Below are 23018 nucleotides of genomic sequence, written 5' to 3' on the forward strand. Positions count from 1 at the left end.
CGAATCAAGGCAAGGGGACACAATTGGCTGGGCAACGCATCGGCAACTGGTATTTCGGCTGGACCATCGTGGCGGCGGCTACGGGCCTGACGCTGCTGACCGTCGGTATGCGCATGGGCATAGGCCCGTTCTTCCTTCCCATCATCGAAGACCTGGGCTTCAGCCGCAGCATGCTGGCCGGCATGGTCGCGATCGGCATGCTCTGCTATGGCCTGGCGATGCCGCTGGCCGGTTATCTCGTGGCTGCGCGCGGCACGCGCTTCGTGCTGCTGACGGGCATGGTGGTGGTGGTGGTTTCATCCATCGCCACGGTCCTGGCGCGCCATCCGCTGGCGTTCTTCCTGGCGTTCGGAGTGGGGCAGTCGGTTGGGCTGGGGCTGACCAGCCCGGTGGCGCTCACGCCCATCCTGACCCGCTGGTTCACGCGCCAGCGCGGCATGGCGCTGTTCTTTCTATCCACCGGGTCGATGGCGGGCATCGCGCTGATGACCCCGGTGTTCACGTCGTTCATCGCCTGGCTGGGCTGGCGCACGACCATGCTGGTCTTCGCGGCGGCCTTCGCCCTGTTCACGGTGCCCGCCGCGCTGCTGATCTTCCGCGACAATGCCCCGCCCGAGTCCGACCTGCGGCCCGAGGACCTCGCGGCACGGGCCACCGCCAAGGCCACGCAGCCCGGACCCGCCGCGGCCAGCCTGCGCGTGGGCGACGCGCTGCGCTCCGCGCCTTTCTGGCAGATCGCGCTGGGTCTTTTCGCCTGTGGGTTCAGCATGAACCTGCTGGGATCGCACGGCGTGCCCATGCTGATGGACCACGGCTTCGACGCGATGACCAGCGCGCTGGGCATCGGCCTGATCGGCGCGGTGGCCGTGTTCAGCACGCTGGTGCTGGGACGCCTGGCCGACGTGCTGCCCCGGCGCGACATCCTGGCCACGATCTATCTCGTGCGCGGCCTGGGCTTCTTCGCGCTGGTCGTGGTCGGCACGCATTGGGAGCTGTACACGGCCGCCACGCTGGGCGGCATCGTCTGGTCGGGCAGCATCGCCCTGTCGTCGGCCTTGCTGGCCGACATCTACGGCGTGAAGCTGGTGGGCATCCTGTACGGCTGGGCCTATCTGGGGCATCAGTTCGGCGGCATGATCAGCTCGTGGCTGGGCGGCTGGGGCTACGAGACCTTCGGTACGCACTGGGTGTCGTTCGGCGCGGCCGGCACGCTGCTGGTGGCGGCCGCGCTGCTGTCCATGCGCCTGCCCCGGCGCGCGACGCTGCTGGTGCCGCGCGCCGCGCCGGCGGGCTGAGGAAGCGGGCCGCCGGCGCGGCGGGCGTCAGTTCACCGAAACGTTGAACTCCTTGATCAGCTTGGCCCACTCGCCGGCCTCGCGCTGCATCGATTGCCCGAAGGCGTCCGCGCTCACGAAGGCCGGCTCCAGCCCCTGGTTGCGCAGCCATGCCGTCACCTCGGGATCGCGCAGCACCGTCTGGATGTCGGCGTGCAGCTTGTCGATAATCGGCCGCGGCGTGCCGGCCGGCGCCAGGATGCCGAACCAGCCCCCCTCGCGCAGGCGGGGGAAGCCCAGCTCGGTGAATGTCGGGACTTCGGGCAGGACCTTCGAGCGCTTGGGCGCCAGCACTGCCAGGGCGCGTACCTTGCCTTCACGGATATGCGGCAGGGCGGTGCCGACCGAGTTGAAGCTCGATTCCACGTGTCCGCCCAGCATGTCGGCCAGCGACAGCGCCTCGCCCTTGTAGGGAACCGGCAGCACTTCCATGCCGGCTCCCTGGCCAAGGATCAGGCTGTAGAAATGAAAGCTCGAGCCGGTGCCGAAGTTGCCCACGCCCAGCGGCTTGCCGCGCGTCTTCACGCCTTCGACCAGTTGCGCGAGCGTCTTGTAGGGGGAGTCGGCGCGCACCACGAAGACGGTTTCCGTGTCGACCAGTTGCGCGACGGGGGTGAAGTCCTTGATGGGGTCGTAGGGTGTTTCGGGATACAGCAGCTTGACCATGCCGTGCGAGACGAAGGTCGACAGCAGGGTATAGCCGTCCGGCGCGGCGCGGGCGACGATTTCCGCGCCTATCCGCGTCGTGCCGCCGGGGCGGTTCTCGACCACGACGGGCTGTTTCCATTTCTTGTTCAGATGGTCCGCGAGCAGCCGGGTGATCCGGTCGGGGCTGCTGCCTGGCGGCCCGGGCAGGACGATGCGGACCGCCTTGTCCGGCCAGGACTGGGATTGGGCATGGGCGGGAGCGGCGGCGACGGCCAGGGCGCATGCCCAGGTCAGGTGGAACCAGCGATGCTTCATGGGGTGTCTCCTCGGTGGTGTTCGTCGTGCAATCAATGGTGGCGCAGGAAGTCGTGGACGCTGCGGTTGAATCGGTCCGGGGCTTCGAGTTTGAGCAGATGGCCGCAACCCGCGAATGTTTCGAGCGCCGCGCCGTCCAGGGCGCCGCGCAGGCGCTCGGCATGTTCGCCGGGCGGTGCGACGCGGTCTTCCCCGCCCGCCAGGATCAACGTGGGCACATGGACGGCGGCCGCCAGGGCAAGCGCGTCGCAGTCGAACAGCATGTGCGTGGCCTGTGCCAGTCCCGCCGGGTGCACCGCCGCCTGCAGTTCCCCGAAGCGCCGGACCACCAGCGTGTCCGGGGCGGGGCCCAGGAAGCGGGGGGCGCGTTCCTCGGGGGGCTGGGCCCTGGCCCCGGGCGAAAGCCGTTCGGCCATGCGCCGGGCGCGCTCGTCCAGGGGGAGGTGGGCGTAGCCCCGGGTGGGCACCGACAGGACCATTGCCCGTGTCCGCTCCGGATATCGCCCGGCGAAGGCCTGGGCGATCAAGGTGCCCCAGGAACTGGCGACCAGATGCACGCGGTCCAGGGACAAGGCGTCCAGCAGGGCGGCGAGCACCGCGGCGTAGGCATGCACGTCCGGCGCCGGGGAGGCGAGCGGCGTGCTGGCGCCGAAGCCGGGAGCGTTCCACGCGAGCAGCCGCAGTTGCGTGGACAGGCCGGCCAGTTGCGCACGATAGCCGGCCGAGCTCGATCCGATGCCGTGCAGCAGCAGGACCGCGTCGGCGCCGTGGCCCGTGTCGCGGTATTCCAGGGTGCTTCCCGAAGGCAGAAGCGCGTGCCGCAGCGGGGGCAGGTCCGATTCGAGCAGGCGCCGGTCCACGGCTGACAGGGCGGGCATCGGATCAGGCCTCCGTGGCCACGGGGCTGACCAGCGCGGGCAGGACGGACTCCGCCATCAGTGTCGTCGAGCGCAGGGATTCGGCCAGGGTGAGATCGCCGAAAGCGAGGCGGCAGACGAAATAGTTGATGCCGGCCTGGTCCGCCGCTTCGGCGATCCAGTCCCGGACCGTGGCGGGCGAGCCGGCGATGCAAAGGCCGGCGCGTTGCGCGTCGTCGAAGTTGTCGGGAAAGGACAGGGTTCTGGGCAGGGTCCCGTGCTTGACCCACAGATGCATCAGGTGCGTGTACCAGCGCCGGTACGCGCGCCGGGCCGAGTCCATCGCCTGCGCGTCGGTGTCGGCCACGACCACGTGCCGGCTCATGCCCAGGCAGGGAACGGCCTCGGCGGCATGGCCCAGTTCCTGCCAGTGGAGGCGATACTGGTCGGTAATGGCGCGGACCTGCGTCGCGGGGCCGTTGCAGACGATGTTGATGGCGTTGGCCGCGGTCCACTGCGTGGCGGCCGGCGTGCCGGCGCCGTACCAGATCGGCGGGGTGGGCCGTTGCAGGCACTGCATTTCCACCGGTACGTCGCGCAGGTCGAAGTGCTTGCCCTGGAAATTCACGACGGGCTGGGTCAGCCCCTGCATGATGATCTGGTAGGACTCGTGGTAGATGCCCTGCGATTGCTCGGGGTCGACGCCGTAGTAGCCCAGCTCGTAGGGCGAGATGCCGCGTCCGAACCCGACTTCGAGCCGGCCGCGGCTCAACTGGTCCAGCATGCAGATTTCTTCCATGACCCGCAGCGGGTGGTGCATGCCCAGGGTATAGACCAGCGGGCCGAAGCGCAGCCTGCGGGTGCGCTGGGCGACGGCGGCCAGATAGACGCTGGGCGACGGCGCGATGCCCAGGGGCGTCGAGTGGTGCTCGGCGACATGATAGGCGTGGAAGCCGCCCCGGTCGTAGGCTTCGGTCAGGATCAGCCTTTCTTCGTACTGCTGGGCGAGGGGGACGGTACCGCGGTCCATATGATCGAAAACGGCGAACTTCATGGGATTTCCCTTGTAGGCGTGGAAAGCGGGCCGGCTCGAACCGGCGGCTAGGGAAAACGGGCCCTAGCGGGCGAACAGCTGGAACACGGTGCCCGCGGGATCCGCGGCGGTGACGACCCGGCCATGGCCGCCCATGTCGCGTTGATCGAGTACCCGGCCGCCCTGGGCCAGCACCCGGGCGCGGATGCCGTCCAGGTCGTCGCAGGCGAATACGAGTACCGCGCCGCGTGCATCGGGCGGGGCTTCCTGCGGCGCCGCCAGGGCGAAGCGGGATGCGCCCGCCTGGAACTCCGCCCAGCGGGAGCCGTCGGCGAAACGGGGAGCCAGTCCCAGCGCATCGCGGTAGAAGGCGCTCAGGGCGGCCATGTCGCGCGCGACGTGGTAGCCCATGCGTATCGAAGAAACCGTCATCGGTCTTTCCTCCAGATGGGTGTCAGGCGGCGCTGAACAGGCCGCTCTTGTAGAGCAGGGACAGATCGTCCCTGTCGGTCATGCCGACGATCTCGCCGATATAGAGCGTGTGGGTGCCGCTGTCGACGGCCTGAACCACCCTGCATTCGAACGTGGCCAGCGCATCGCGCAGCAGCGGCGCGCCGGTTTCGCCCTCGGTCCAGTCGCCGGTCTCGAAGCGCCCGCCCGGGGCGCCCGACGGCGAGGAGAAGGCGTGCGCGACGTCGGCCTGGCCATGGCTGAGGTAATTGACGCCGAAATAGCCCGCCTGTCCGATGGCGTCGTGGGCCCGGACCCGCTTGTTCACACATACGAGCAATTGCGGCGGCTCGGCGCTGACGCTGCAGACGGCGGTGGCGGTCAGGCCCCGGCGTTCGCCCCGATGGGCGGCGCTGATGACCGTGACGGGGGCGGGAACCCGCCGCATGGCCGTCTTGAAGGCTGCGGAGTCGGACATACCCATTAGGGTGTCTCCTATATTCAATATTATTGAATAATTTGATATTGTTAAATTTATCGTAGGCGGCGCGACGGCCCCCTGTCAAGAGGGGCCGGGGGGCGGCAGGTACAATCGGCGCCACGCTCGGCCCCACGCGGCGCGTATTTCCTGATCGGTCTATCGGATCCATGACACCCATGAAGGCAGGCACCGCTCCGGCACCCGGCCCAGGGCCTCGGGGCATCCAATCCCTGGAAATCGGCTATCGCATCCTGGTGGCCATCCAGATGGGCCCCGGCGCGGTGGCCTTGAAAGACATCGCGGCGCGCGCCGACATCACGGCCAGCGCGGCCCACAACTATCTCGCCAGCTTCGTGCGCGTCGGCATGGTCAAGAGCGACGGCCGCGGCCTGTACCGTCTGGGTCCCAGCCTGGCGGCGCTCGGCATGACCGCCGCCCGCGACGTCGATCACTTCGAATTGGTGCGCGAGGCCGCCGTCGCGCTGAGCGAGGAAACCGGCCTGGGCGTGGCGGTGGTCATCTGGAGCAACGGCCCGGTCATCCTGGTCAACCAGTCGGCGGTGCGCGGCCGGGTCTTCGAGCTGCGCAACGGCCCGGTCGAAATGCTGCACACGGCCGCCGGCCATGTGTTCGCGGCGCATCTTGCCGACCAGGCGGTGCTGCCCGTGCTCAAGAGGGAGTTGGAGGCGAATGGGCTGGCGCCCACGCCGCAGGAGACCGAGGCCAGGCTCGCGGCCATGCGCGCCCCGGTGCTGGAGCGGGGGTATTCGGTGGTGGAACTGCGTGCCTTGCCGACCTATCTGGCGGTCAGCGTGCCCGTGTGGAACGTGCACGGCGAGGTGGCCTATGGCCTGACGATCACGTCGCCCATGTCGCTGCTGGACACGAGCAAGGACAGTACGCAGGTCCGGGCGCTACGGGAAAAGGGCAGGGCGTTGTCGCGCCTGCTGGGCGCGCCGGCCAGTCTCTGGGCCGAATGACGGCGTGCCGGGGGCTTGCCCCGGCACGCCTTGCGAAACAGCGGCTGTCTGCTTACAGGTTGGCGGGGTATTCGCCCGGGCCGCCGACGCGATTGGCCGCCTTGTATTCGTTGCGCTCCTGCCGGACCTGCGCGCGGTCAACCGGCTTGCTGGCTTGCTGGACGGCCTGGTCGGGGAAGCCTTCCTGGCCGTAGACGATGCCGCCGTTGGCCTTGGCCTGCGCCAGTTCTTCAAGGACCTGGGCGCGGGTCAACTGGGACGTGGTCGAGATGTCGGGGGGCGGGAAATCGTTGCCGTAGTTGTTGCCTTGGTCGGCATGGGCGGCGGCGCCGAACAGAGTCGCGGCGATCAGGGCGGTGTAGGCAATGGCTTTCATGGCATATCTCCAAAGTGTGGGGTGTCGGGCGGCTGGACGTCGTGTCAACCGCCGTGCTTTGAAGATGGGCGCGCAAGAATCCTTTTAAATACCGAAGATTTGGAAATGACTTTTCCAGTTTCACCAACAATCGGATGCTCCGAAGGCTGGCTGGCCGCTAGCTAGAGCGACAGCATTTCTTCGCCCTCGCGCGGCGCCGCGGCGTCGCGGGCGTCCCCCCGTTCCTGTCCGGATGCACAGGAGATCCGGTCGCGTCCCTGCCGCTTGGCGGCGTACAGCAGGATGTCGGCGCGGGCGAAAAGTTCGTACAGCGGTTCGTCCACCCGGGACTGCGCGATGCCGAAGCTGGCCGTCACGGAAAAATCGCCGCGCGGGTTTTCCAGGCGCGTCAGCGCCAGTTGCGCGCGTATGCGCTCGGCCACCTGGACCGCCCCGGCCGCCGGGGTGCCCGGCATCAGGATCGCGAACTCGTCGCCGCCCAGCCGCCAGGCCATGTCGCCGGTGCGGGTGCAGTCGCGGATGATCCTTCCCATCTCGGCCAGCGTCGCGTCGCCCGCGGCGTGGCCATAGGTGTCGTTGATGGCCTTGAAGGTGTCCAGGTCCAGCAGCACCAGGCTGAACGGATACTCCGGGTGACGCTGCGGGCGGCCAAGGCTCAGGTCTTCGAAATTGCGGCGGTTCTTCAGTTGCGTGAGCGGGTCGGTAACGCGTTCGTGCTTGAGCGGCGCGATGATGTCGGACAGGGCGCTGGCGAACAGCGACCCGCCCAGCACCAGGACGAGGGCGGCGGGCGGAAGAGCCAGCAGCCAGGCGTTGGGCTGCACGAACTCGCCTGACTGGGGCGGGGTCGAGCCCGCGACCCAGGAAATGCCCAGGAACAGGCAGGCGCAAACGAGCGGAAGCATCCAGTACAGGACCTGGTCGGCTATGCCCCCGCGGCGCAGCGTGCCCAGCCGCATCCAGGCCAGGAGCAGCAGCGCGCCCAGGCCGACGCCCAGCGTATAGGCGAACGCGGGGACGTCGTTCTGCATGATGTGGAAGTGCAGCAGCAGGACCAGGATGGCGATGCCCAGCGCGCCCAGCGGCGATCCGTCGGCGTCGATGCCGCAGCGCGCGAGCAGGCCGCGGGCAAGCAGCAGCGCGCTGCCCACGTAGAGCACGGCGGCGGCCAGGTCGTCGCCCGTCATATCGGCGTGATCGAAGATGCGCAACAGGGTACCGGCGGCGTAGACGGCGAAGGCGGCGGCGTACAGCAGCAGATAGGCGCGCGGACGCTCGTGGGCCCACAGGCAGGCGAAGCCCAGCGCGAACAGCAGGCACATCGCGGGATTGCCGAGCGCCAGGGCCTGGCTGGCGGTAAGTGGCAGGGACGAGTCCAATTTGGCACTCCTGAACGACCCGGTCTATGAAGCCTTGCCGGGACAGGTAGCCGTATCTTAGGAAGGGACGCCCAGGAATGAAACTGCTTGTAAAGAATCGTTCACGTTTGCGCGCGCGATGCCGCCAGGGTGTTCAGCCGGCGAAACGGTAGCCGACGCCGACCTCCGTCAGCAGGTAGGCCGGCTGAGCCGGGTCGGCCTCGAGTTTCTGCCTGAGATGGCCCATGTAGATGCGCAGATAATGGTTGTTGCCGACGTAGGCCGGACCCCACACCTCGCGCAGGAGTTCGCGGTGCGTCAGGACCTTGCCGCGGTGCGCCGCCAAAGTGGCGAGCAGGCGGTATTCGCGGTTGGTCAGGTGCACGGCCTCGCCGCCGCGGGTCACGGTGCGCCGGGCGAAATCCAGGGTGACTTCGCCGAAATGGATTTCCGCCGGCTGGCCGGCTCCCCCGCGCGCGTGCCGGCGCAGCAGAACCCGCACCCGCGCCAGGAGTTCGCCCACGCCGAAGGGCTTGCTCAGATAGTCGTCGGCACCGGCGTCCAGCGCGCCGATCTTGTCGCTTTCGGCGTCGCGGGCCGACAGCACCAGTACCGGCACTTCGGTCCAGCCGCGCAGCTCGGGGATCAGCGTCATGCCGTCGGCATCGGGCAGGCCCAGGTCCAGGATGACCAGGTCGGGGTGCCGGGTTCCGGCCTCGATCAGTCCGCGCTGCACGGTCTCGGCCTCGAAGATCGCGGCGCCTTCGCCCTCCAGGGCGGTGCGAACGAAGCGGCGGATGGCCGCATCGTCTTCGATGATCAGGATGTTGGGTCGGTAGTCGAACATGGCGTGTCCGGTTCGGGATGGATGTCCGGCGGCGTGCCCAGGGGCAGGGTGAACGCGAAACGCGCGCCGCGTCCGCCCGGCGCGGCTTCGAGCCCGATGTCGCCGCCGTGGGCGCGGATGATGGCCTGGCAGACGGCCAGGCCCAGGCCTACGCCTGGCGTGGACGATTCGCGTTCGCCGCGGGCGAACTTGTCGAAGATGCGGTCCGCGATGTCTGGCGGTACGCCGGGGCCATCGTCGGTCACCAGCGTGGCAAGCCGGTCGCCGCGGATTTCGGCGTCGATGCGCAGGGTGCTGGACTCGGGGGTGTACTTGATGGCGTTCTCGAGCAGGTTGCACAGCACGCGTTCGATCAGGACGCCGTCGCATTCCACCAATGGCAGGTCGGACAGGCGGCCCACGGCGACGCGTCGTTGGCCCAGGGCATCGCGCATGTAGGCCAGCGCCGATCCGACCAGTTCCTCGATGGACTGCCATTCGCGGTGCAGCGGCGCATCGCCGCTCTGCAGCCGGGCCATGTCGAGGATGTTGTCCACCATGGCGTGCATGCGGCGGGCCTGCACCGTCAGCCCGTGCAGCGCGTCGCGCACCCCGCGCGGCAGTTCGGGATGCTGCCGCTGCAAGGTCTCCGATGTGCCGACCAGGCTGGTCAGCGGCGTGCGCAGGTCGTGCGAGACGGCGGACAACAGCGAGTTGCGCAGTTTCTCGGACTCGACGTTCAAGAGCGCATGCTGGGCGACTTCCACATAGTGCAGGCGTTCGAGCGCAATGGCCACCAGCGTGCCGTAGGCCGCCATCTGCCGGCGGCTTTCGGCGTCGTCCAGGTCGGGGCGGCCGCCACAGGCGATCGCCAGCACGCCGCGCGTGCGCATCGAAGCCTGCAGGGGCAGGTAGTAGAAGGCGCTGGTGGACAGCGTGGCCGTGCCGGCGCCGGCGGGCTGCCCGTGGTCGTAGGCCCATTGCGCCAGAGCCGGCTCCAGCCCCGTGGAGGCATCGGCCGGGGTCGCGGACAGCAGCCGGTCGGCGGTGTCCAGGACGTACAGCACGCAGTGGGTGTCGAAGGCCGCGCGGACATACGAGGACGTGGCTTCGACGATCTGTTCCGGCTGCAGCGCCGACGACAGCTCGCGCGCGAATTCGTACAGTCCGTGCGCCTCGGCCTCGCGGCGGACCGAGGTTTCGGCCTGCAGGCGCAGCCCCGCGGTCAACTGCCCGACCACGAGCCCCGCCGCCAGCAGGACGAGGAAGGTCAGCGCGTACTGGATGTCGGAGATCGCGAAGGACCACAGGGGCTGGACGAACAGGAAATCGAACAGCCCGACGCTGACCAGCGAAGCAAGGGCGGCCGGCCCGCGGCCGTGGCGCAGCGCCACCCCGATCACCGCCAGCAGGAACAGCATGACGATGTTGGTCTGGTGCAGCACCGGGAAGGCCAGCGAGGACAGCGCGGCCGCGGCGCCGCAATACACCAGCGCCCAGAGATAGGCCGGCAGGCGGGAGGCGCCGCGCGGCTGTCGCTCGCCGGCCCGCGCCGTTGCCGCCGCGCGCGCCGGCGCGGGCAGGGGTGGCGCGGCGATGCGGATCACGTCGATTTCCGGGCAGGCGGCCGCCAACAGGTCGGCGAAGCTGTGGCGGTGCCAGATCCAGCCCGGCGCCAGCAGCCGCGACAGCAGGCCCGACAGCGACAGGCGCAGGCGCCGCAGGCCACCCGGCGCGGTGCGGCCCAGCACCACCTTGGTGATGTTGTGGCGCCGCGCGTAGCGCACCACGGCCTCGACCAGATCGGTGCCGCCCAGGACCTCGGTGCGGGCGCCCAGCGACTCGGCGTGCGCCAGCACGCGCCGCAGGGTGTCGTGCCGCGAAGCCGGCTGGGGCTGGACGCGCAGGCTCTCGATGGTGACCACGTGCAGTTCGCAATCGAGTCGCTGGGCGAGGCGATGCGCGTTGCGCACCACGTGGCCGGCATCGTCGGCGGCGATACAGGCAAGGACGGCTTCCCGGGTGCGCCAGATATCCGTGATGGCCCGGTCCAGCCGGTAGGCCTGGACGTCGTCGTCCACGTGTTCCGCGGTACGCCGCAGGGCCAGTTCGCGCAGCGCGATCAGGTTGCCCTTGCGGAAGAAATGGCCGGCGGCGTGCCGGGCCTGCTCGGGCAGGTATACCTTGCCCTGGCGCAGGCGGCGCAGCAGCTCGTCGGCCGATGTGTCGACCAGGATGATTTCGGCGGCGCCGTCGAACACGGCGTCGGGCACGGTCTCCCGTATCCGCACGCCGGTGATGCCGCCCACCGCTTCGTTCAAGCTGTCCAGATGCTGCACGTTCAGCGTGGTCCAGACGTCGATGCCGGCGGCGAGCAGTTCGTGCACGTCCTGCCATCGCTTGTCGTGGCGCGACCCGGGGACGTTCGAGTGAGCCAGTTCGTCCACCAGCACCAGGGCGGGCCGCCGCGCCAGCGCGCCGTCCAGGTCGAATTCCTTCAACACCCGTTCGCGGTAGCGGATCTCGGCCAGGGGCAGGGCAGGGATGCCGGCCAGCAGGGCCATCGTTTCCTTGCGCCCGTGCGTCTCGACGACGCCGGCCACCACGTCCGCGCCTTGCTCCATCCGGTGGCGCGCGGCCTCCAGCATGGCGTAGGTCTTGCCGACGCCGGCCGAGGCGCCGAAATAGATGCGCAGCCGGCCGCGCGCGGCCGGCCGCCCGGCGGCATCGAGGTTCCTGAGCAGGGTATCGGGGTCGGGACGGCCGGGGGCGGCGGATGCCATGTGTGGGGTCTGGGCGCGGACGGCGGATCAGGAGCGGGGCAGCCGGTCCAGCGCGAGGTTGAGCTGGAGTACGTTTACCACGGGTTCGCCCAGTATGCCGATGAACGGCCGCTGCGTATGCGCGGCGATCAGTTTTTCCACCTCGTCCGAGGACAGCCCGCGCTCGCGTGCCACCCTCGGCGCCTGGTAGCGGGCGCCCGCCACGCTGATGTGAGGATCCAGGCCGCTGCCCGAAGCGGCAACCAGGTCCACCGGGATCAGCGCCGTGTTGCCGGGGTCGGCCCGCCGCAGCGCCAGGGCGCGCTCGCCGGCCAGGCGCGCCAGGTCGGGATTGCTCGGCCCGAGGTTGGAACCGCCGGATGCTTGCGCGTTGTACGGGCGGTCGGCGGTGGCCGAGGGACGGCCCCAGAAATAGCGGGGCGCGGTGAACGACTGGCCGATCAGCGCCGAGCCGACCGTCGTTCCCCCCGACTGGACGAGCGATCCGTCCGCCTGGTGCGCGAACGCCAGCCGGGCCAGGGCGGTGGTGGCCAGCGGATAGAGCAGGCCGGTAACGACGGAGAGCGCCGCGAACACGGCCAGGGCGGGGCGCAGCACGCGTTGACGGGCGGGAGAGGAAGCAGGGGTCATGAAAGTCTCCGGGAATCGGGAGGATCAGGCGAGTCCGGCCGCGGCCAGGATCATGTCGATCAGCTTGATGCCGGCGAAGGGCACCAGCAGGCCGCCCAGTCCATACACCAGCAGATTGCGGCGCAGCAGCGCGGCCGCGCCCAGCGGCCGGTAGCGCACGCCCTTCAAGGCCAGCGGGATCAGCACGATGATGATGAGCGCGTTGAAGATCACGGCCGACAGGATGGCCGACGACGGCGAGGCCAGGCGCATGACGTTCAGCGCGGCCAGTTGCGGGTAGACGCCGGCGAAGGCAGCGGGAATGATCGCGAAATACTTGGCCACGTCGTTGGCGATGCTGAAGGTGGTCAGCGCGCCGCGCGTCATCAGCATCTGCTTGCCGGTCTCGACCACTTCGATCAGCTTGGTCGGATCCGAGTCCAGGTCGACCATGTTGCCGGCTTCCTTGGCGGCCTGGGTGCCGGAATTCATCGCCACCGCGACGTCGGCCTGCGCCAGCGCGGGGGCGTCGTTGGTGCCGTCCCCGGTCATGGCCACCAGCCGGCCGTCGGCCTGGTAGCGGCGGATCAGCGCCAGCTTGGCTTCGGGCGTGGCCTGGGCCAGGAAGTCGTCCACGCCGGCCTCGGCGGCGATGGCCGCCGCCGTGAGCTTGTTGTCGCCGGTGATCATCACGGTCTTGATGCCCATGCGGCGCAGTTCTCCGAACCGTTCCCGCATGCCGGGCTTGACGATGTCCTTGAGTTCGACCACGCCCAGCGCCGCCCGGCCGTCGCACACCACCAGCGGCGTGCTGCCGCGCCGGCCCGCATCGTCGGCCGCGCGCGCGACGGCCTCGGGCAGCGCGGCGCCCTGTCCGGCCAGCCAGGCCTGTATCGCGTCGACCGCGCCCTTGCGTACGCGGCGGTCCGCCAGGTCCACGCCGCTCATGCGGGTATGGGCCGAGAAGGGAACGAAGACCGCGCCGGCGGCCGCCTCGGGCGCCTGGCCCAACTGGCGGGCCGCCAGCGCGGCGATGCTGCGGCCTTCGGGCGTCTCGTCGGCCTGCGAGGCCAGGCAGGCGGCGCGCGCCAGGACGTCGGCCGCCACGCCGGGCGCCGGGTGGAAGGCGCTGGCCTGGCGATTGCCGAAGGTGATGGTGCCGGTCTTGTCCAGCAGCAGCACGTCCACGTCGCCGGCCGCTTCCACGGCCCGGCCCGAGGTGGCGATCACGTTGGCGCGCATCATGCGGCTCATGCCGGCCACGCCTATCGCCGAGAGCAGGCCGCCGATGGTGGTCGGGATCAGGCAGACCAGCAGCGCGACCAGCGCGGTGATGGCGATGGCCGTTCCCTGGCCGGCGGCGGAAATGGCGAAGAACGAGAAGGGAAGCAGGGTTGCGACGACCAGCAGGAAGACCAGCGTCAGGCCCACCAGCAGGATGTTCAGGGCGATCTCGTTCGGGGTCTTCTGGCGCCGCGCGCTTTCCACCATCGCGATCATGCGGTCCAGGAAGCTTTCGCCGGGGTTGGCCGCGACCTGTACGATGATCCAGTCCGACAGCACGCGCGTGCCGCCCGTCACCGACGAGAAGTCGCCGCCGGCCTCGCGGATGACCGGCGCCGATTCGCCGGTGATGGCGCTTTCGTCCACCGAGGCGATGCCGGCGATGATCTCGCCGTCGCCCGGTATGGTGCCGCCCGCCTCGACCAGCACGACGTCGCCCTTGCGCAGGCTGCCCGACGGACGTTCCGCGACGTGGCCGCGGTAGGCCTCGGCCGTTGCCGGTGTGCCGGCCGGCACGCCGGCAACGACCCGGGCGATCACGGTGGTGCGCAGTCCGCGCAGCGCGGCCGCCTGCTGCTTGCCGCGCCCTTCGGCCAGCGCCTCGGCGAAGTTGGCGAACAGCACGGTGAACCACAGCCAGGCGGAGACGGCGAACATGAAGCCGGTGTCGGCATCGGCGTGGCCGAACAGGCCCGCGATCCACAGCAGGGTGGTCAGCATGCTGCCCGCGTACACGGTGAACATCACCGGATTGCGGACCTGGGTCGAGGGCCGCAGCTTGAGCAGGCTTTCTTTCAGGGCCGCGCCGAGCGGGATGCCCGACCGGGCGCGCGGGGCAGGCGCCGCGGCGGCGGGGTGGGGAAGGGAAGGTTCCAGATGCGTAGACATGATGATGCCCGTCCAGGCGTTCAGGGTTGCAGGTGTTCCGCCACCGGCCCCAGGGCCAGCGCGGGGATGTAGGTCAGCGCGCCCACCATCAGCACGGCGCCGATCAGCAGCGCGACGAACAGCGGCCCGGTGGTGGGCATGGTGCCCGGGCCCGCGGGGATGCGCCGCTTGGCGGCCAGCGATCCGGCCAGGGCCAGGACCGGCACGATGATCCCGAAGCGGCCGCACCACATCGCCAGCGCCAGCAGCACGTTGTAGAAGGGCGTGTTGGCGGACAGGCCGGCGAAGGCGCTGCCGTTGTTGTTGGCGGCCGAGGACAGCGCGTACAGCACTTCCGAGAAACCGTGGGCGCCCGGATTGAATATGCCCGCCTGTCCGCCGGGCAGAGAGACGGCCGCCGCCGTGCCCAGCAGCACCAGCAGCGGCGTGGCCAGCAGCACGATGGCCACCATCTTCATGTCGTGGCTTTCGATCTTCTTGCCCAGGTATTCGGGCGTGCGGCCGATCATCAGGCCGGCGATGAACACGCCGGTGATGGCGAAGACCAGCATGCCGTACAGGCCGGAGCCGACGCCGCCGAACACCACTTCGCCCAGCTGCATCAGCAGCAGGGGCGAGAAACCGCCCATCGCCGTCAGCGAATCGTGCATCGTGTTGACCGCGCCGCAGGAGGCCGCCGTGGTGACCACCGCGAACAGGGCGCTGGCGGCGATGCCGAACCGGCTTTCCTTGCCTTCCATGTTTCCGCCGGCCGACAGCGCGGAGGGCGCGGCATCGATGCCCGGCTGCGCCAGCATGGGGTTGGCGTGTTGTTCGAAGTAGCCGGTGGCGAGCGCGAACAGCACGAACAGCACCGTCATCGCGGCCAGGATCGCCGCCCCCTGGGCGCGGCTGCCCACCAGTTCCCCGAAGGCCATGCACAGCGCGGCGGGGATCAGGAAGATCGCCAGCATCTCCAGGAAGTTGCTGGCCGCCGTGGGGTTTTCGAAGGGGTGCGCGGAATTCGCGTTGAAGAAGCCGCCGCCGTTCGTGCCCAGCAGCTTGATGGCTTCCTGCGAGGCCACCGGTCCCATGGGCAGGGTCTGCGACGCGCCCTCCAGCGTATGCACGGTCTGGTAGGCGTCGAAGTTCTGGATCACGCCCTGGCTGACCAGGAACAGCGCGAGCAGCAGCGACAAGGGCAGCAGCACGTACAGCGTCGAGCGCACCAGGTCGGCCCAGAAGTTGCCGACGGTGCCCGCGCTGTGCCGCGCCAGTCCGCGCATCAGCGCGAACAGCACGGCGATGCCGGTGGCCGCGGACACGAAGTTCTGCACGCCCAGGCCCAGCATCTGGGTCAGATAGCTCATGGTCGTCTCGCCGGCGTAGCCCTGCCAGTTCGTATTGGTGACGAAGCTCACCGCCGTGTTCAGGGCCGAGTCCGGCGCCACCGCACCCAGCGCGGCGGGGTTCAGCGGCAGCCATCCCTGCACGCGTTGCAGCGCATACAGGCCGACCAGGCCGACCAGGTTGAAGGCCACGGCGGCCACGGCATAGGCTTTCCAGCCCGTTTCCAGGGCCGGGTCGATGCCGGCAAACCGGTAGATGAGGCGTTCGGCCGGGCGGCCCCAGGCGGTCCATCGCGACGGGCCGCCATCCATGGCGAGGCGGATGTAGCGGCCCAGGAAGGGCGCGACCGCCAGGAGGACCGCGAGATAAAGCGCCAGCAGAAGGAGCAGCTTGGTATCCATCAGAATTTCTCCGCCTGGAACAGGGCGACGAGCAGATAGACGAACAGGGCCGCGGCCGCCACGGCGCCGGCCAGGTGCAGCCAGGTCATGGCGTTTCTCCTTGCGACAGAGCCGCGCAGAACTGAATCAGCCCGATGGTCGCGCGCGCGATGACGACCAGGCCCAACAGGTAGATGAGATCCATTTTTTCCCGCCGATGCGGACTCCTCGATGGGCGGGGACGGCCTTTTCGTCCCCATGCCCGACGCCTGCCAGCGTAAGGATGCGGATGTAAAAACGGGGTATAGCTTGGGCGGGCGGGTATAAAAATGGCGTAAAAATCGCCGCGGGCGGCGTCGCGTTAAGCTATCGCCCATGACCAATGCGGGGATCGCCATCCCCACGCGCCGAGGAATATCGTGTTTACCGGAATCATCCAGGGCACCGCCCAGATCGCCGCCATGAACGACCGCGAGGGCCTGCGCACCTTCACGCTCGAGTTCCCGCCGGGCTTCTGCCAGGACCTGGCCATAGGCGCCAGCGTCTCGGTGGACGGCGTCTGCCTGACGGTCACCGACATCGCCAGTCCCTCCGCCGCCTCGTTCGACGTCATGCTGCAAAGCCTGAACATCACCACGCTGTCCGAATACGGCGTGGGGTCGCGCATCAACGTCGAGCGCGCCGCCAAGGACGGCGCCGAGATCGGCGGCCATCCGCTGTCCGGCCACGTCGACTTCACCACCACCATCGCCGGCATCCGCAGCTCGGACACGAACCGCGTCATGCGCTTCACCATTCCCGAGGCCTTCCGCAAATACGTATTCGCCAAGGGCTACATCGCCATCAACGGCGCCAGCCTGACCGTGGCCGAGGTCAACCGGACCGAGGGCTGGTTCGAGGTCTGGCTGATTCCCGAAACGCGGCGCATGACCACGTTCGAGGAAAAGCAGGTGGGCGACCGGCTCAACATCGAGATCGAGCGCGGCACGCAGGTGGTGGTCGATACCGTGCGCGAGACCGTGCAGGAAAGCCTGGGCAAGCTCCAGCCCCTGCTGGAAGCTGTGCTCAAAGAGCGCGGGATCGAGCTCGAGGACCTGTTCCCCGCGCCCAAATCGCTGAAGTAATCAGCCGCCAGGACCGCGCCCCCGGGTTTGCCAGGGTTGCGGTCCTTTTCGTGGCTGGTATTATTTACCTACCGTTCGGTAAGTAAATGCGATCGCTCATGCCTACCTCTGCTTCCCGCCCCGCTCCCAGGCGCCGCCAGGGCCGCCCGCCCGTGGTGGCCGACGCGCGCCAGCGCATCCTGCTGGAAGCCTCGAAGCTGTTCGCGCAAAGCGGCTACGAAAGCAGCTCCATCGGCGAACTGGCCGCCGCCATCGGTGTTTCCAAGCCGGCCATCTATCACTACTTCGCCACCAAGCAGGACATCTACGACGCCATCATCCTGCAGGCGCTGCAAGGCCTGACCGATGCCGTCGTGCCGGCGGTGAACGCCCAGCCGGACCCGCTGGACAAGCTGCGCGTCTTCATGACGGCGCACGCGGCCTACCTGGAACGCAATTACTGGAGCTTCGTCGCCATGCTGGTGGGCTTCAGCGGCATGAGCCCCAGCTACCGCGACGACGCCTCGCGGCTGCGCGACGCCTACGAACGCCTGCTGCGCCGGATCCTGGAGCAGGGCGCGCGCGAAGGGGTATTCCGGCCGGGGCAGATCGTGACCTCGGGGCGCGCCGTGCTGTCCCTGCTCAACTGGATGGCGCGCTGGTTCAAGCCCGGCCATGGCAGCACGGCCGAACAGATCGCGCTCGACTATTTCGAACTTCTATCCGCCGGCCTGTGTGTCAGGCCGGCCGCCACTTCCTAATGGGGACTGTCATGTCGTTGGATGCCGATACCTTGAAGTTGCTGATCGAGGCCACGCGCACGTTCGTGGCCGAGCGCCTGGTTCCGCTCGAGGCCGAAGTGGCCGAGACCGGCGTGATTCCGCCACAGGTGCGCGAGGAAATGCAGGCACTGGGCCTGTTCGGCCTGTCCATCGCGCCGGAGTACGGCGGGCTGGGCCTGAACATGGAAGAGGAAGTGCTGATCGCGATGGAACTGGGCCGCACGTCGCCGGCCTTCCGGTCCCTGGCGGGCACCAACATCGGCATCGGCTCGCAGGCCATCGTGCTGGCGGGCACCACCGAGCAGCGCGACCACTACCTGCCGCGCCTGGCCAGTGGCGAACTGATCGGCTCGTTCGCGCTGACCGAACCGGACGCGGGGTCGGACGCCCTGTCGCTGCGGACCTCGGCGCGCCGCGACGGCGACCATTACGTCCTGAACGGCACGAAGCGCTTCATCACCAACGCCCCCATCGCCGGCCTGTACACCGTCATGGCCCGCACGGGCGAGGGGCGCGGGTCGGGCGCGATCTCGTGCTTCCTGGTCGAGGCCGGCACGCCCGGCATCACGCTGGGCAAGCCGGACCGCAAGATGGGCCAAGCCGGCTCGCTGACCTGCGACATCGTGTTCGACGATTGCCGCGTGCCCGCCAGCGCCTTGCTGGGCGGGGAAGAGGGCAACGGCTTTCGCACGGCCATGCGCGTGCTGGACAAGGGCCGTCTGCACATCTCGGCCGTCTGCGTCGGCATGGCCGAGCGGCTGATCGCCGAATCCGTGCGCTACGCCACCGAACGCAAGCAGTTCGGCCAGGCCATCGCCGACTTCCAGTTGATCCAGGCCATGATCGCGGACAGTCAGACCGAAGCCTACGCCGCCCGCACCATGGTGCTGGACGCGGCCCGCAAGCGCGACCGGGGCGAAACGACGACGCTGGAAGCGTCCTGCTGCAAGCTGTTCTCCACCGAAATGGTGGGGCGGGTGGCAGACCGCGCCGTGCAGGTCCACGGTGGATCGGGCTACATTGCCGAATACGCGGTCGAACGCTTCTATCGCGACGTCCGCCTGTTCCGCCTGTACGAGGGAACCTCGCAAATACAGCAACTCGTCATCGCGCGCGAAACCATCAAGGCATACACGGCCTGAGGGCCGCCAAGGGAGGCAGGGACAAATGGCACTGATCAATAGCGTGGGGATAGTCGGCGCGGGCGCCATGGGCAGGGGCATCGCGCAGATCGCGGCCCAGGCCGGGCTGCGCGTCTACCTGTACGACACCGCCCAGGCGGCGCTCGCGTCGGCGCGCGACAGCCTGCGCGACACCTGGGACAAGCTGGTGCAGAAGGGCAAGCTGGAAGCGCCCCGGGCCGAGGCGGCGTTCCAGGCGCTCACCCTGTGCGAGGACCTGGCGCAATTGCGCGACTGCGATCTCGTGGTCGAGGCCATCGTCGAACGGCTGGACGCCAAGCAGGGGCTGTTCCGGCAACTGGAAGATATCGTCGGCGAGGCCTGCATCCTGGCCTCGAACACCTCGTCCCTGTCCATCACCGCGATCGCCGCGGCGTGCCGGCTGCCCGCGCGCGTGGCGGGCTACCATTTCTTCAACCCCGTTCCGCTGATGAAGGTGGTGGAGGTCATCGACGGCCTGCGCAGCGACCCGGAGGTGGGCGACGCGCTGGCCGAACTGGCCCGCCGCATGGGCCATACGCCCGTGCGCGCCAAGGACATGCCCGGCTTCATCGTCAACCACGCCGGCCGGGGCCTGAACACCGAAGGGCTGCGGGTACTGCAGGAAGGCGTGGCCGATTGCGCCCAGGTCGATGCCATCATGACCGGCCAGGCAGGATTCCGCATGGGGCCGTTCGAACTGATGGACCTGACCGGCCTGGACGTCTCGCATCCTGTCATGGAGTCCATCTACCGCCAGTTCTTCGACGAGCCGCGTTTCCGCCCTTCGCCGCTGACCACCGTGCGCCTGGCAGGCGGACTGCTGGGCCGCAAGACGGGCCAGGGCTTCTACGCCTATGCCGACGGCAAGAAGCAGGTCGCGCCCGAGGCGCCGCCGCCTTCGGTCGAGCCTATGCCCGAGGTCTGGGTGTCGCCGGCGCGCCCCGAGGGCCGGGCGTTGGTGGTTGAACTGCTGGAGCGCCTGGGGGCGCGGGTGCAGCAGGGCGACCGCCCCGGCGATGATGCCCTGATCGTGGTCACGCCACTGGGCGAGGACGCCACCACGGCGGCCTGCGACCAGGGCCTGGATGCCCGCCGCACGGTGGCGGTGGACGTCCTGCACGGCCTGCCGGAAGGGCGCCGCCGCACGCTCATGGCCACGCCGCTGACCGGGCAGGCGTGGCGGGACGCCGCCCTGGCCCGCTTTTCCTCCGACGGTGCGCCGGTGACGCTGGTCCAGGATTCGCCGGGTTTCGTCGCCCAGCGCATCGTCGCCACCATCGTCAACATCGCCTGCGAGATCGCCCAGCAGGGTATCGCCACGCCCGAGGACATCGACCGCGCCGTCACGCTGGGCCTGGGCTATCCCAAGGGGCCGCTGGCCATGGGCGACGCGCTGGGCGCCGCCCGTATCGTCGAGATCCTGCGCAACATCGTGCGCGTGACCGGAGACATGCGTTACCGGCCCAGCCTGTGGCTGCAACGCCGGGCCCAACTGGGGATGTCGCTGCTCGACCGCTAGGGCCGAGGCGAGGTCACGAAAGAGATCGGCGGGGACGGCGCCATATCTTCTAAAATGCGGCGCTGTTTGATGGAGGATGTAATGGGACTCTTCATGGACCCCCGCCGGCAGCCCGAGGACACGCGCAGCAGCTATGCCCGCCGCCGCGCGCCGTGGCTGGTGCTGGTGGCGATCGGCTGCAGCGCCTACGTGCTGTCCAGGGGCTACCCCAGCTATACCGGCTGGCTGGCGATGATGGTGACCTGGGTGGCGGCCGTGCTGGCCATTACCACCGCCGACTGGAGCGACTTGCGCAGGAAATGAGACACCTTTGACTGTCGCCAGCAAACATCCCCTGGCGGCCGAGCTGGTCGCGGTGCTGGTCGCCGCCACCGACGCCGAGCCGCTGGTCCTGACCACGCACGATGGACGCATGCTGCCGTCCGGCCCCTTCGAGTCCGGCCACCGCTCGCTGCAGGCCGGGCTGCGCGCCTGGGTGGAAGAGCAGACGCACCACCCGCTGGGCTACGTCGAGCAGCTATATACCTTCGCCGACCGCGACCGCACTGAACAGAACACCGAGCAGCGCGTCATTTCCATCAGCTACCTGGCCCTGACGCGGCAAGGGCCGGTTTCCGGCGCCGATGCCGCCTGGCATGGCTGGTATCGCTATTTCCCATGGGAAGACCGGCGCGCGCCGTCGGCCGAACTGGGGGAATTGATCGACGGCGCGCTGCGCGAATGGTGCCGGGCGGGCGCCGATACCGCCCAGCGCCGGACCCGGCAGCAGCGGGCCGAGGTCTGCTTCGGCCTGGACGGCCGTACCTGGAACGAGGAACTGGTCCTGCAGCGCTACGAACTCCTGTTCGAGGCGGGATTGGTGCACGAAGCCATCCGCCGCGCCGGCCGCACCGGGCTGCCGCACCTGGGCCAGCCCATGCGGCACGACCACCGCCGCATCCTGGCCACGGGCATCGCGCGCCTGCGGGCCAAGATCAAATACCGCCCCGTGGTGTTCGAGCTGATGCCGCCGGCCTTTACCTTGCTGCAATTGCAGCAGGCCGTCGAGGCGCTGGCCGGGCGGTCGCTGCACAAGCAGAACTTCCGCCGCTTCATCGAACAGCAGCAACTGGTCGAGGAAACCGGCGCGCTGTCCACCGAGACGCCGGGGCGCCCGGCCAAGCTCTTCCGCTTCCGCGGCGACGTGATGCTGGAGCGCGCCCTGAGCGGCAGCAAGCTCCCGCTGGTTCGCGGCAACTAGGGCCTGTGCGAGCCTCCTTTTGGCGAGAACAGGCCCGAAGCCACGGGAACGTATTTTTCAGGTTTCCACGTATTGACAGCCCTTATGCTCATACTTAGCATAAAGAGGACGGCTAGAGCCGCGATTTTTTTCAACGGAAAATACTCATAATGAGCATAAATAATCTCAGCGCCCATGCCGGGGGTGCCCAGGAGGCCTGGGACATCGCGCCGCTGCCCTCGGTCATGATCGAGCCCCTGGTTCGCGCCACCCTGTTGGAAGACCTGGGCCGCGCGGGCGACGTGACCACCAACGCCATCGTGCCCGCAGGCCATCGCGGCCGCACCGCCATGGTGGCGCGCCAGCCCGGCGTGGTCGCCGGCATGGACGTGGCGCGCGTGGCGTTCGGCCTGATCGATCCGGACATCCGCGTCGACGTGCGCAAGCCCGACGGCAGCCGCATCCGGCCGGGAGACGTCATCGCGGTGGTGGAGGGCAATTCGCGCGCCATGCTGACGGCCGAACGCACCGCGCTCAATTTCCTGTGCCATATGAGCGGCATCGCGTCGGCGACGGCCTCCGTGGTCGATGCCATCGGCGATGCGCGGTCGCGCGTGGTATGCACCCGCAAGACCATGCCGGGGATGCGCATCGTGCAGAAATACGCGGTCCGGGTGGGCGGCGGCTCCAACCACCGCTTCGGCCTGGACGACGCGGTGCTGATCAAGGACAACCACGTGGCGATCGCCGGCAGCGTCGCCGAAGCGGTTCGGCGCGCGCGTGCCGGCGTGGGGCACCTGGTGAAGATAGAGCTGGAGGTCGATACGCTGGAGCAACTGGACGAGGCGCTGGAGCTGAGGGTGGACGCCATCCTGCTGGACAACATGAGCGTCGAGACGATGACCGAGGCGGTGCGCCGCGTGGACGGCCGCGCGGTGACCGAGGCCTCGGGGCGCATCACGCCCCAGACCGCTCCGGCCGTGGCCCGTACCGGCGTGGACCTGATCTCCATCGGCTGGTTGACGCACAGCGTGGGCGTGCTGGACATCGGGCTGGATCACACGCCGGCATAGTTGCTATATATAGGGAAGGGAGCCACAGGGGCGGCTTTCTTCTCTTTTCCTGGTGGCGAGTTGCACACGCCAGAAAAACCGTGCTATAGTCTCTTTCTCGACGCAAACAACGCAACGCGAACGGCGCAGCGAAGCAAGCGAAGAGTGAGGGAGGCAGTTTCAGCAGCGGTTACGCATAAGCGGGCGCAGCGAAGCAGCCGACCAAAAGAAGGGGCCTTGCGGCAGGGT

22 protein-coding genes are annotated in these 23018 nt (G+C 68.9%); 9 read left to right on the forward strand and 13 right to left on the reverse strand.

Annotated features, from left to right (window positions below):
• The first annotated feature begins 23 nt into the window (after window positions 1-23).
• Entirely contained in the window at window positions 24-1295 is a 1272-nt protein-coding gene (locus WKR98_RS13705; protein WP_341433705.1) for an MFS transporter, read from the forward strand.
• 27 nt (window positions 1296-1322) lie between these two features.
• Here the strand turns inward: WKR98_RS13705 and WKR98_RS13710 are convergent, their stop codons facing one another.
• The 5 genes from WKR98_RS13710 to WKR98_RS13730 all read right to left on the reverse strand — a co-directional run bounded on the left by WKR98_RS13710 (window position 1323) and on the right by WKR98_RS13730 (window position 5115).
• Window positions 1323-2297 carry a Bug family tripartite tricarboxylate transporter substrate binding protein gene (locus WKR98_RS13710; RefSeq protein ID WP_341433707.1) on the reverse strand — a complete coding sequence of 325 codons (975 nt, stop codon included), beginning with the start codon at window positions 2295-2297 and terminating at the stop codon, window positions 1323-1325.
• 32 nt (window positions 2298-2329) lie between these two features.
• The gene (locus tag WKR98_RS13715) at window positions 2330-3175 is read right to left on the reverse strand and encodes an alpha/beta fold hydrolase (protein WP_341433709.1); all 846 of its coding nucleotides are present in this window, start codon (window positions 3173-3175) and stop codon (window positions 2330-2332) included.
• Between the two features lie 4 nt (window positions 3176-3179).
• Window positions 3180-4208 carry an LLM class flavin-dependent oxidoreductase gene (locus WKR98_RS13720; protein ID WP_341433711.1) on the reverse strand — a complete coding sequence of 343 codons (1029 nt, stop codon included), beginning with the start codon at window positions 4206-4208 and terminating at the stop codon, window positions 3180-3182.
• A 63-nt stretch (window positions 4209-4271) separates the two neighbouring features.
• Complete coding sequence (locus WKR98_RS13725) at window positions 4272-4619, reverse strand: VOC family protein (RefSeq protein WP_124688560.1); 348 nt, start codon at window positions 4617-4619, stop codon at window positions 4272-4274.
• Window positions 4620-4641: 22 nt separating this feature from the next.
• Window positions 4642-5115: a flavin reductase family protein gene (locus WKR98_RS13730; RefSeq protein ID WP_341433714.1), complete on the reverse strand. Its 474-nt coding sequence runs from the start codon at window positions 5113-5115 to the stop codon at window positions 4642-4644.
• 179 nt (window positions 5116-5294) lie between these two features.
• On the opposite strand from WKR98_RS13730, the gene WKR98_RS13735 reads away from it, so the two are divergent.
• On the forward strand, window positions 5295-6098 hold the full coding sequence (locus tag WKR98_RS13735) for an IclR family transcriptional regulator (RefSeq protein WP_341433716.1): 804 nt from the start codon (window positions 5295-5297) through the stop codon (window positions 6096-6098).
• 52 nt (window positions 6099-6150) lie between these two features.
• Here WKR98_RS13735 and WKR98_RS13740 read toward each other — a convergent pair whose 3' ends face one another.
• From WKR98_RS13740 to kdpF, 8 genes are all read right to left on the reverse strand, one after another.
• Window positions 6151-6474, reverse strand: a complete 324-nt coding sequence (locus WKR98_RS13740; RefSeq protein ID WP_341433718.1) for a DUF4148 domain-containing protein — start codon at window positions 6472-6474, stop codon at window positions 6151-6153.
• 161 nt (window positions 6475-6635) lie between these two features.
• Window positions 6636-7853 carry a GGDEF domain-containing protein gene (locus WKR98_RS13745; protein ID WP_341433721.1) on the reverse strand — a complete coding sequence of 406 codons (1218 nt, stop codon included), beginning with the start codon at window positions 7851-7853 and terminating at the stop codon, window positions 6636-6638.
• Window positions 7854-7986: 133 nt separating this feature from the next.
• Window positions 7987-8679, reverse strand: coding sequence for a two-component system response regulator KdpE (gene kdpE, locus WKR98_RS13750; RefSeq protein WP_341433723.1), 693 nt, complete (start codon window positions 8677-8679; stop codon window positions 7987-7989).
• On the reverse strand, window positions 8652-11441 hold the full coding sequence (locus WKR98_RS13755; protein ID WP_341433725.1) for a sensor histidine kinase KdpD: 2790 nt from the start codon (window positions 11439-11441) through the stop codon (window positions 8652-8654). The genes kdpE and WKR98_RS13755 overlap by 28 nt, the downstream gene beginning before the upstream one ends.
• Before the next feature lie 27 nt (window positions 11442-11468).
• Window positions 11469-12071: a potassium-transporting ATPase subunit KdpC gene (kdpC, locus tag WKR98_RS13760; protein WP_341433727.1), complete on the reverse strand. Its 603-nt coding sequence runs from the start codon at window positions 12069-12071 to the stop codon at window positions 11469-11471.
• A 24-nt stretch (window positions 12072-12095) separates the two neighbouring features.
• Window positions 12096-14222: a potassium-transporting ATPase subunit KdpB gene (gene kdpB, locus WKR98_RS13765; RefSeq protein WP_124688568.1), complete on the reverse strand. Its 2127-nt coding sequence runs from the start codon at window positions 14220-14222 to the stop codon at window positions 12096-12098.
• A gap of 20 nt (window positions 14223-14242) precedes the next feature.
• Complete coding sequence (gene kdpA / locus WKR98_RS13770) at window positions 14243-15952, reverse strand: potassium-transporting ATPase subunit KdpA (RefSeq protein WP_341433730.1); 1710 nt, start codon at window positions 15950-15952, stop codon at window positions 14243-14245.
• Complete coding sequence (gene kdpF / locus WKR98_RS13775) at window positions 15952-16041, reverse strand: K(+)-transporting ATPase subunit F (protein ID WP_124688570.1); 90 nt, start codon at window positions 16039-16041, stop codon at window positions 15952-15954. The genes kdpA and kdpF overlap by 1 nt, the downstream gene beginning before the upstream one ends.
• A gap of 309 nt (window positions 16042-16350) precedes the next feature.
• On the opposite strand from kdpF, the gene WKR98_RS13780 reads away from it, so the two are divergent.
• The 7 genes from WKR98_RS13780 to nadC all read left to right on the forward strand — a co-directional run bounded on the left by WKR98_RS13780 (window position 16351) and on the right by nadC (window position 22790).
• The gene (locus tag WKR98_RS13780; RefSeq protein ID WP_341433733.1) at window positions 16351-17055 is read left to right on the forward strand and encodes a riboflavin synthase subunit alpha; all 705 of its coding nucleotides are present in this window, start codon (window positions 16351-16353) and stop codon (window positions 17053-17055) included.
• Between the two features lie 98 nt (window positions 17056-17153).
• Window positions 17154-17795: a TetR/AcrR family transcriptional regulator gene (locus WKR98_RS13785; protein ID WP_341433735.1), complete on the forward strand. Its 642-nt coding sequence runs from the start codon at window positions 17154-17156 to the stop codon at window positions 17793-17795.
• Window positions 17796-17806: 11 nt separating this feature from the next.
• Window positions 17807-18958 carry an acyl-CoA dehydrogenase family protein gene (locus WKR98_RS13790; protein ID WP_341433737.1) on the forward strand — a complete coding sequence of 384 codons (1152 nt, stop codon included), beginning with the start codon at window positions 17807-17809 and terminating at the stop codon, window positions 18956-18958.
• 25 nt (window positions 18959-18983) lie between these two features.
• Entirely contained in the window at window positions 18984-20498 is a 1515-nt protein-coding gene (locus WKR98_RS13795; protein WP_341433739.1) for a 3-hydroxyacyl-CoA dehydrogenase, read from the forward strand.
• An 81-nt stretch (window positions 20499-20579) separates the two neighbouring features.
• On the forward strand, window positions 20580-20801 hold the full coding sequence (locus WKR98_RS13800; RefSeq protein WP_087836870.1) for a hypothetical protein: 222 nt from the start codon (window positions 20580-20582) through the stop codon (window positions 20799-20801).
• A 7-nt stretch (window positions 20802-20808) separates the two neighbouring features.
• A complete protein-coding gene (locus tag WKR98_RS13805; RefSeq protein ID WP_124688575.1) occupies window positions 20809-21738 on the forward strand; it encodes an NUDIX hydrolase in 930 nt (309 codons plus the stop codon).
• Window positions 21739-21887: 149 nt separating this feature from the next.
• Complete coding sequence (gene nadC, locus WKR98_RS13810; protein WP_124688576.1) at window positions 21888-22790, forward strand: carboxylating nicotinate-nucleotide diphosphorylase; 903 nt, start codon at window positions 21888-21890, stop codon at window positions 22788-22790.
• Window positions 22791-23018 lie beyond the last annotated feature (228 nt).

The sequence above is a fragment of the Pigmentiphaga sp. YJ18 genome (assembly GCF_038066655.1).
Taxonomy (GTDB): Bacteria; Pseudomonadota; Gammaproteobacteria; order Burkholderiales; family Burkholderiaceae_B; genus Pigmentiphaga.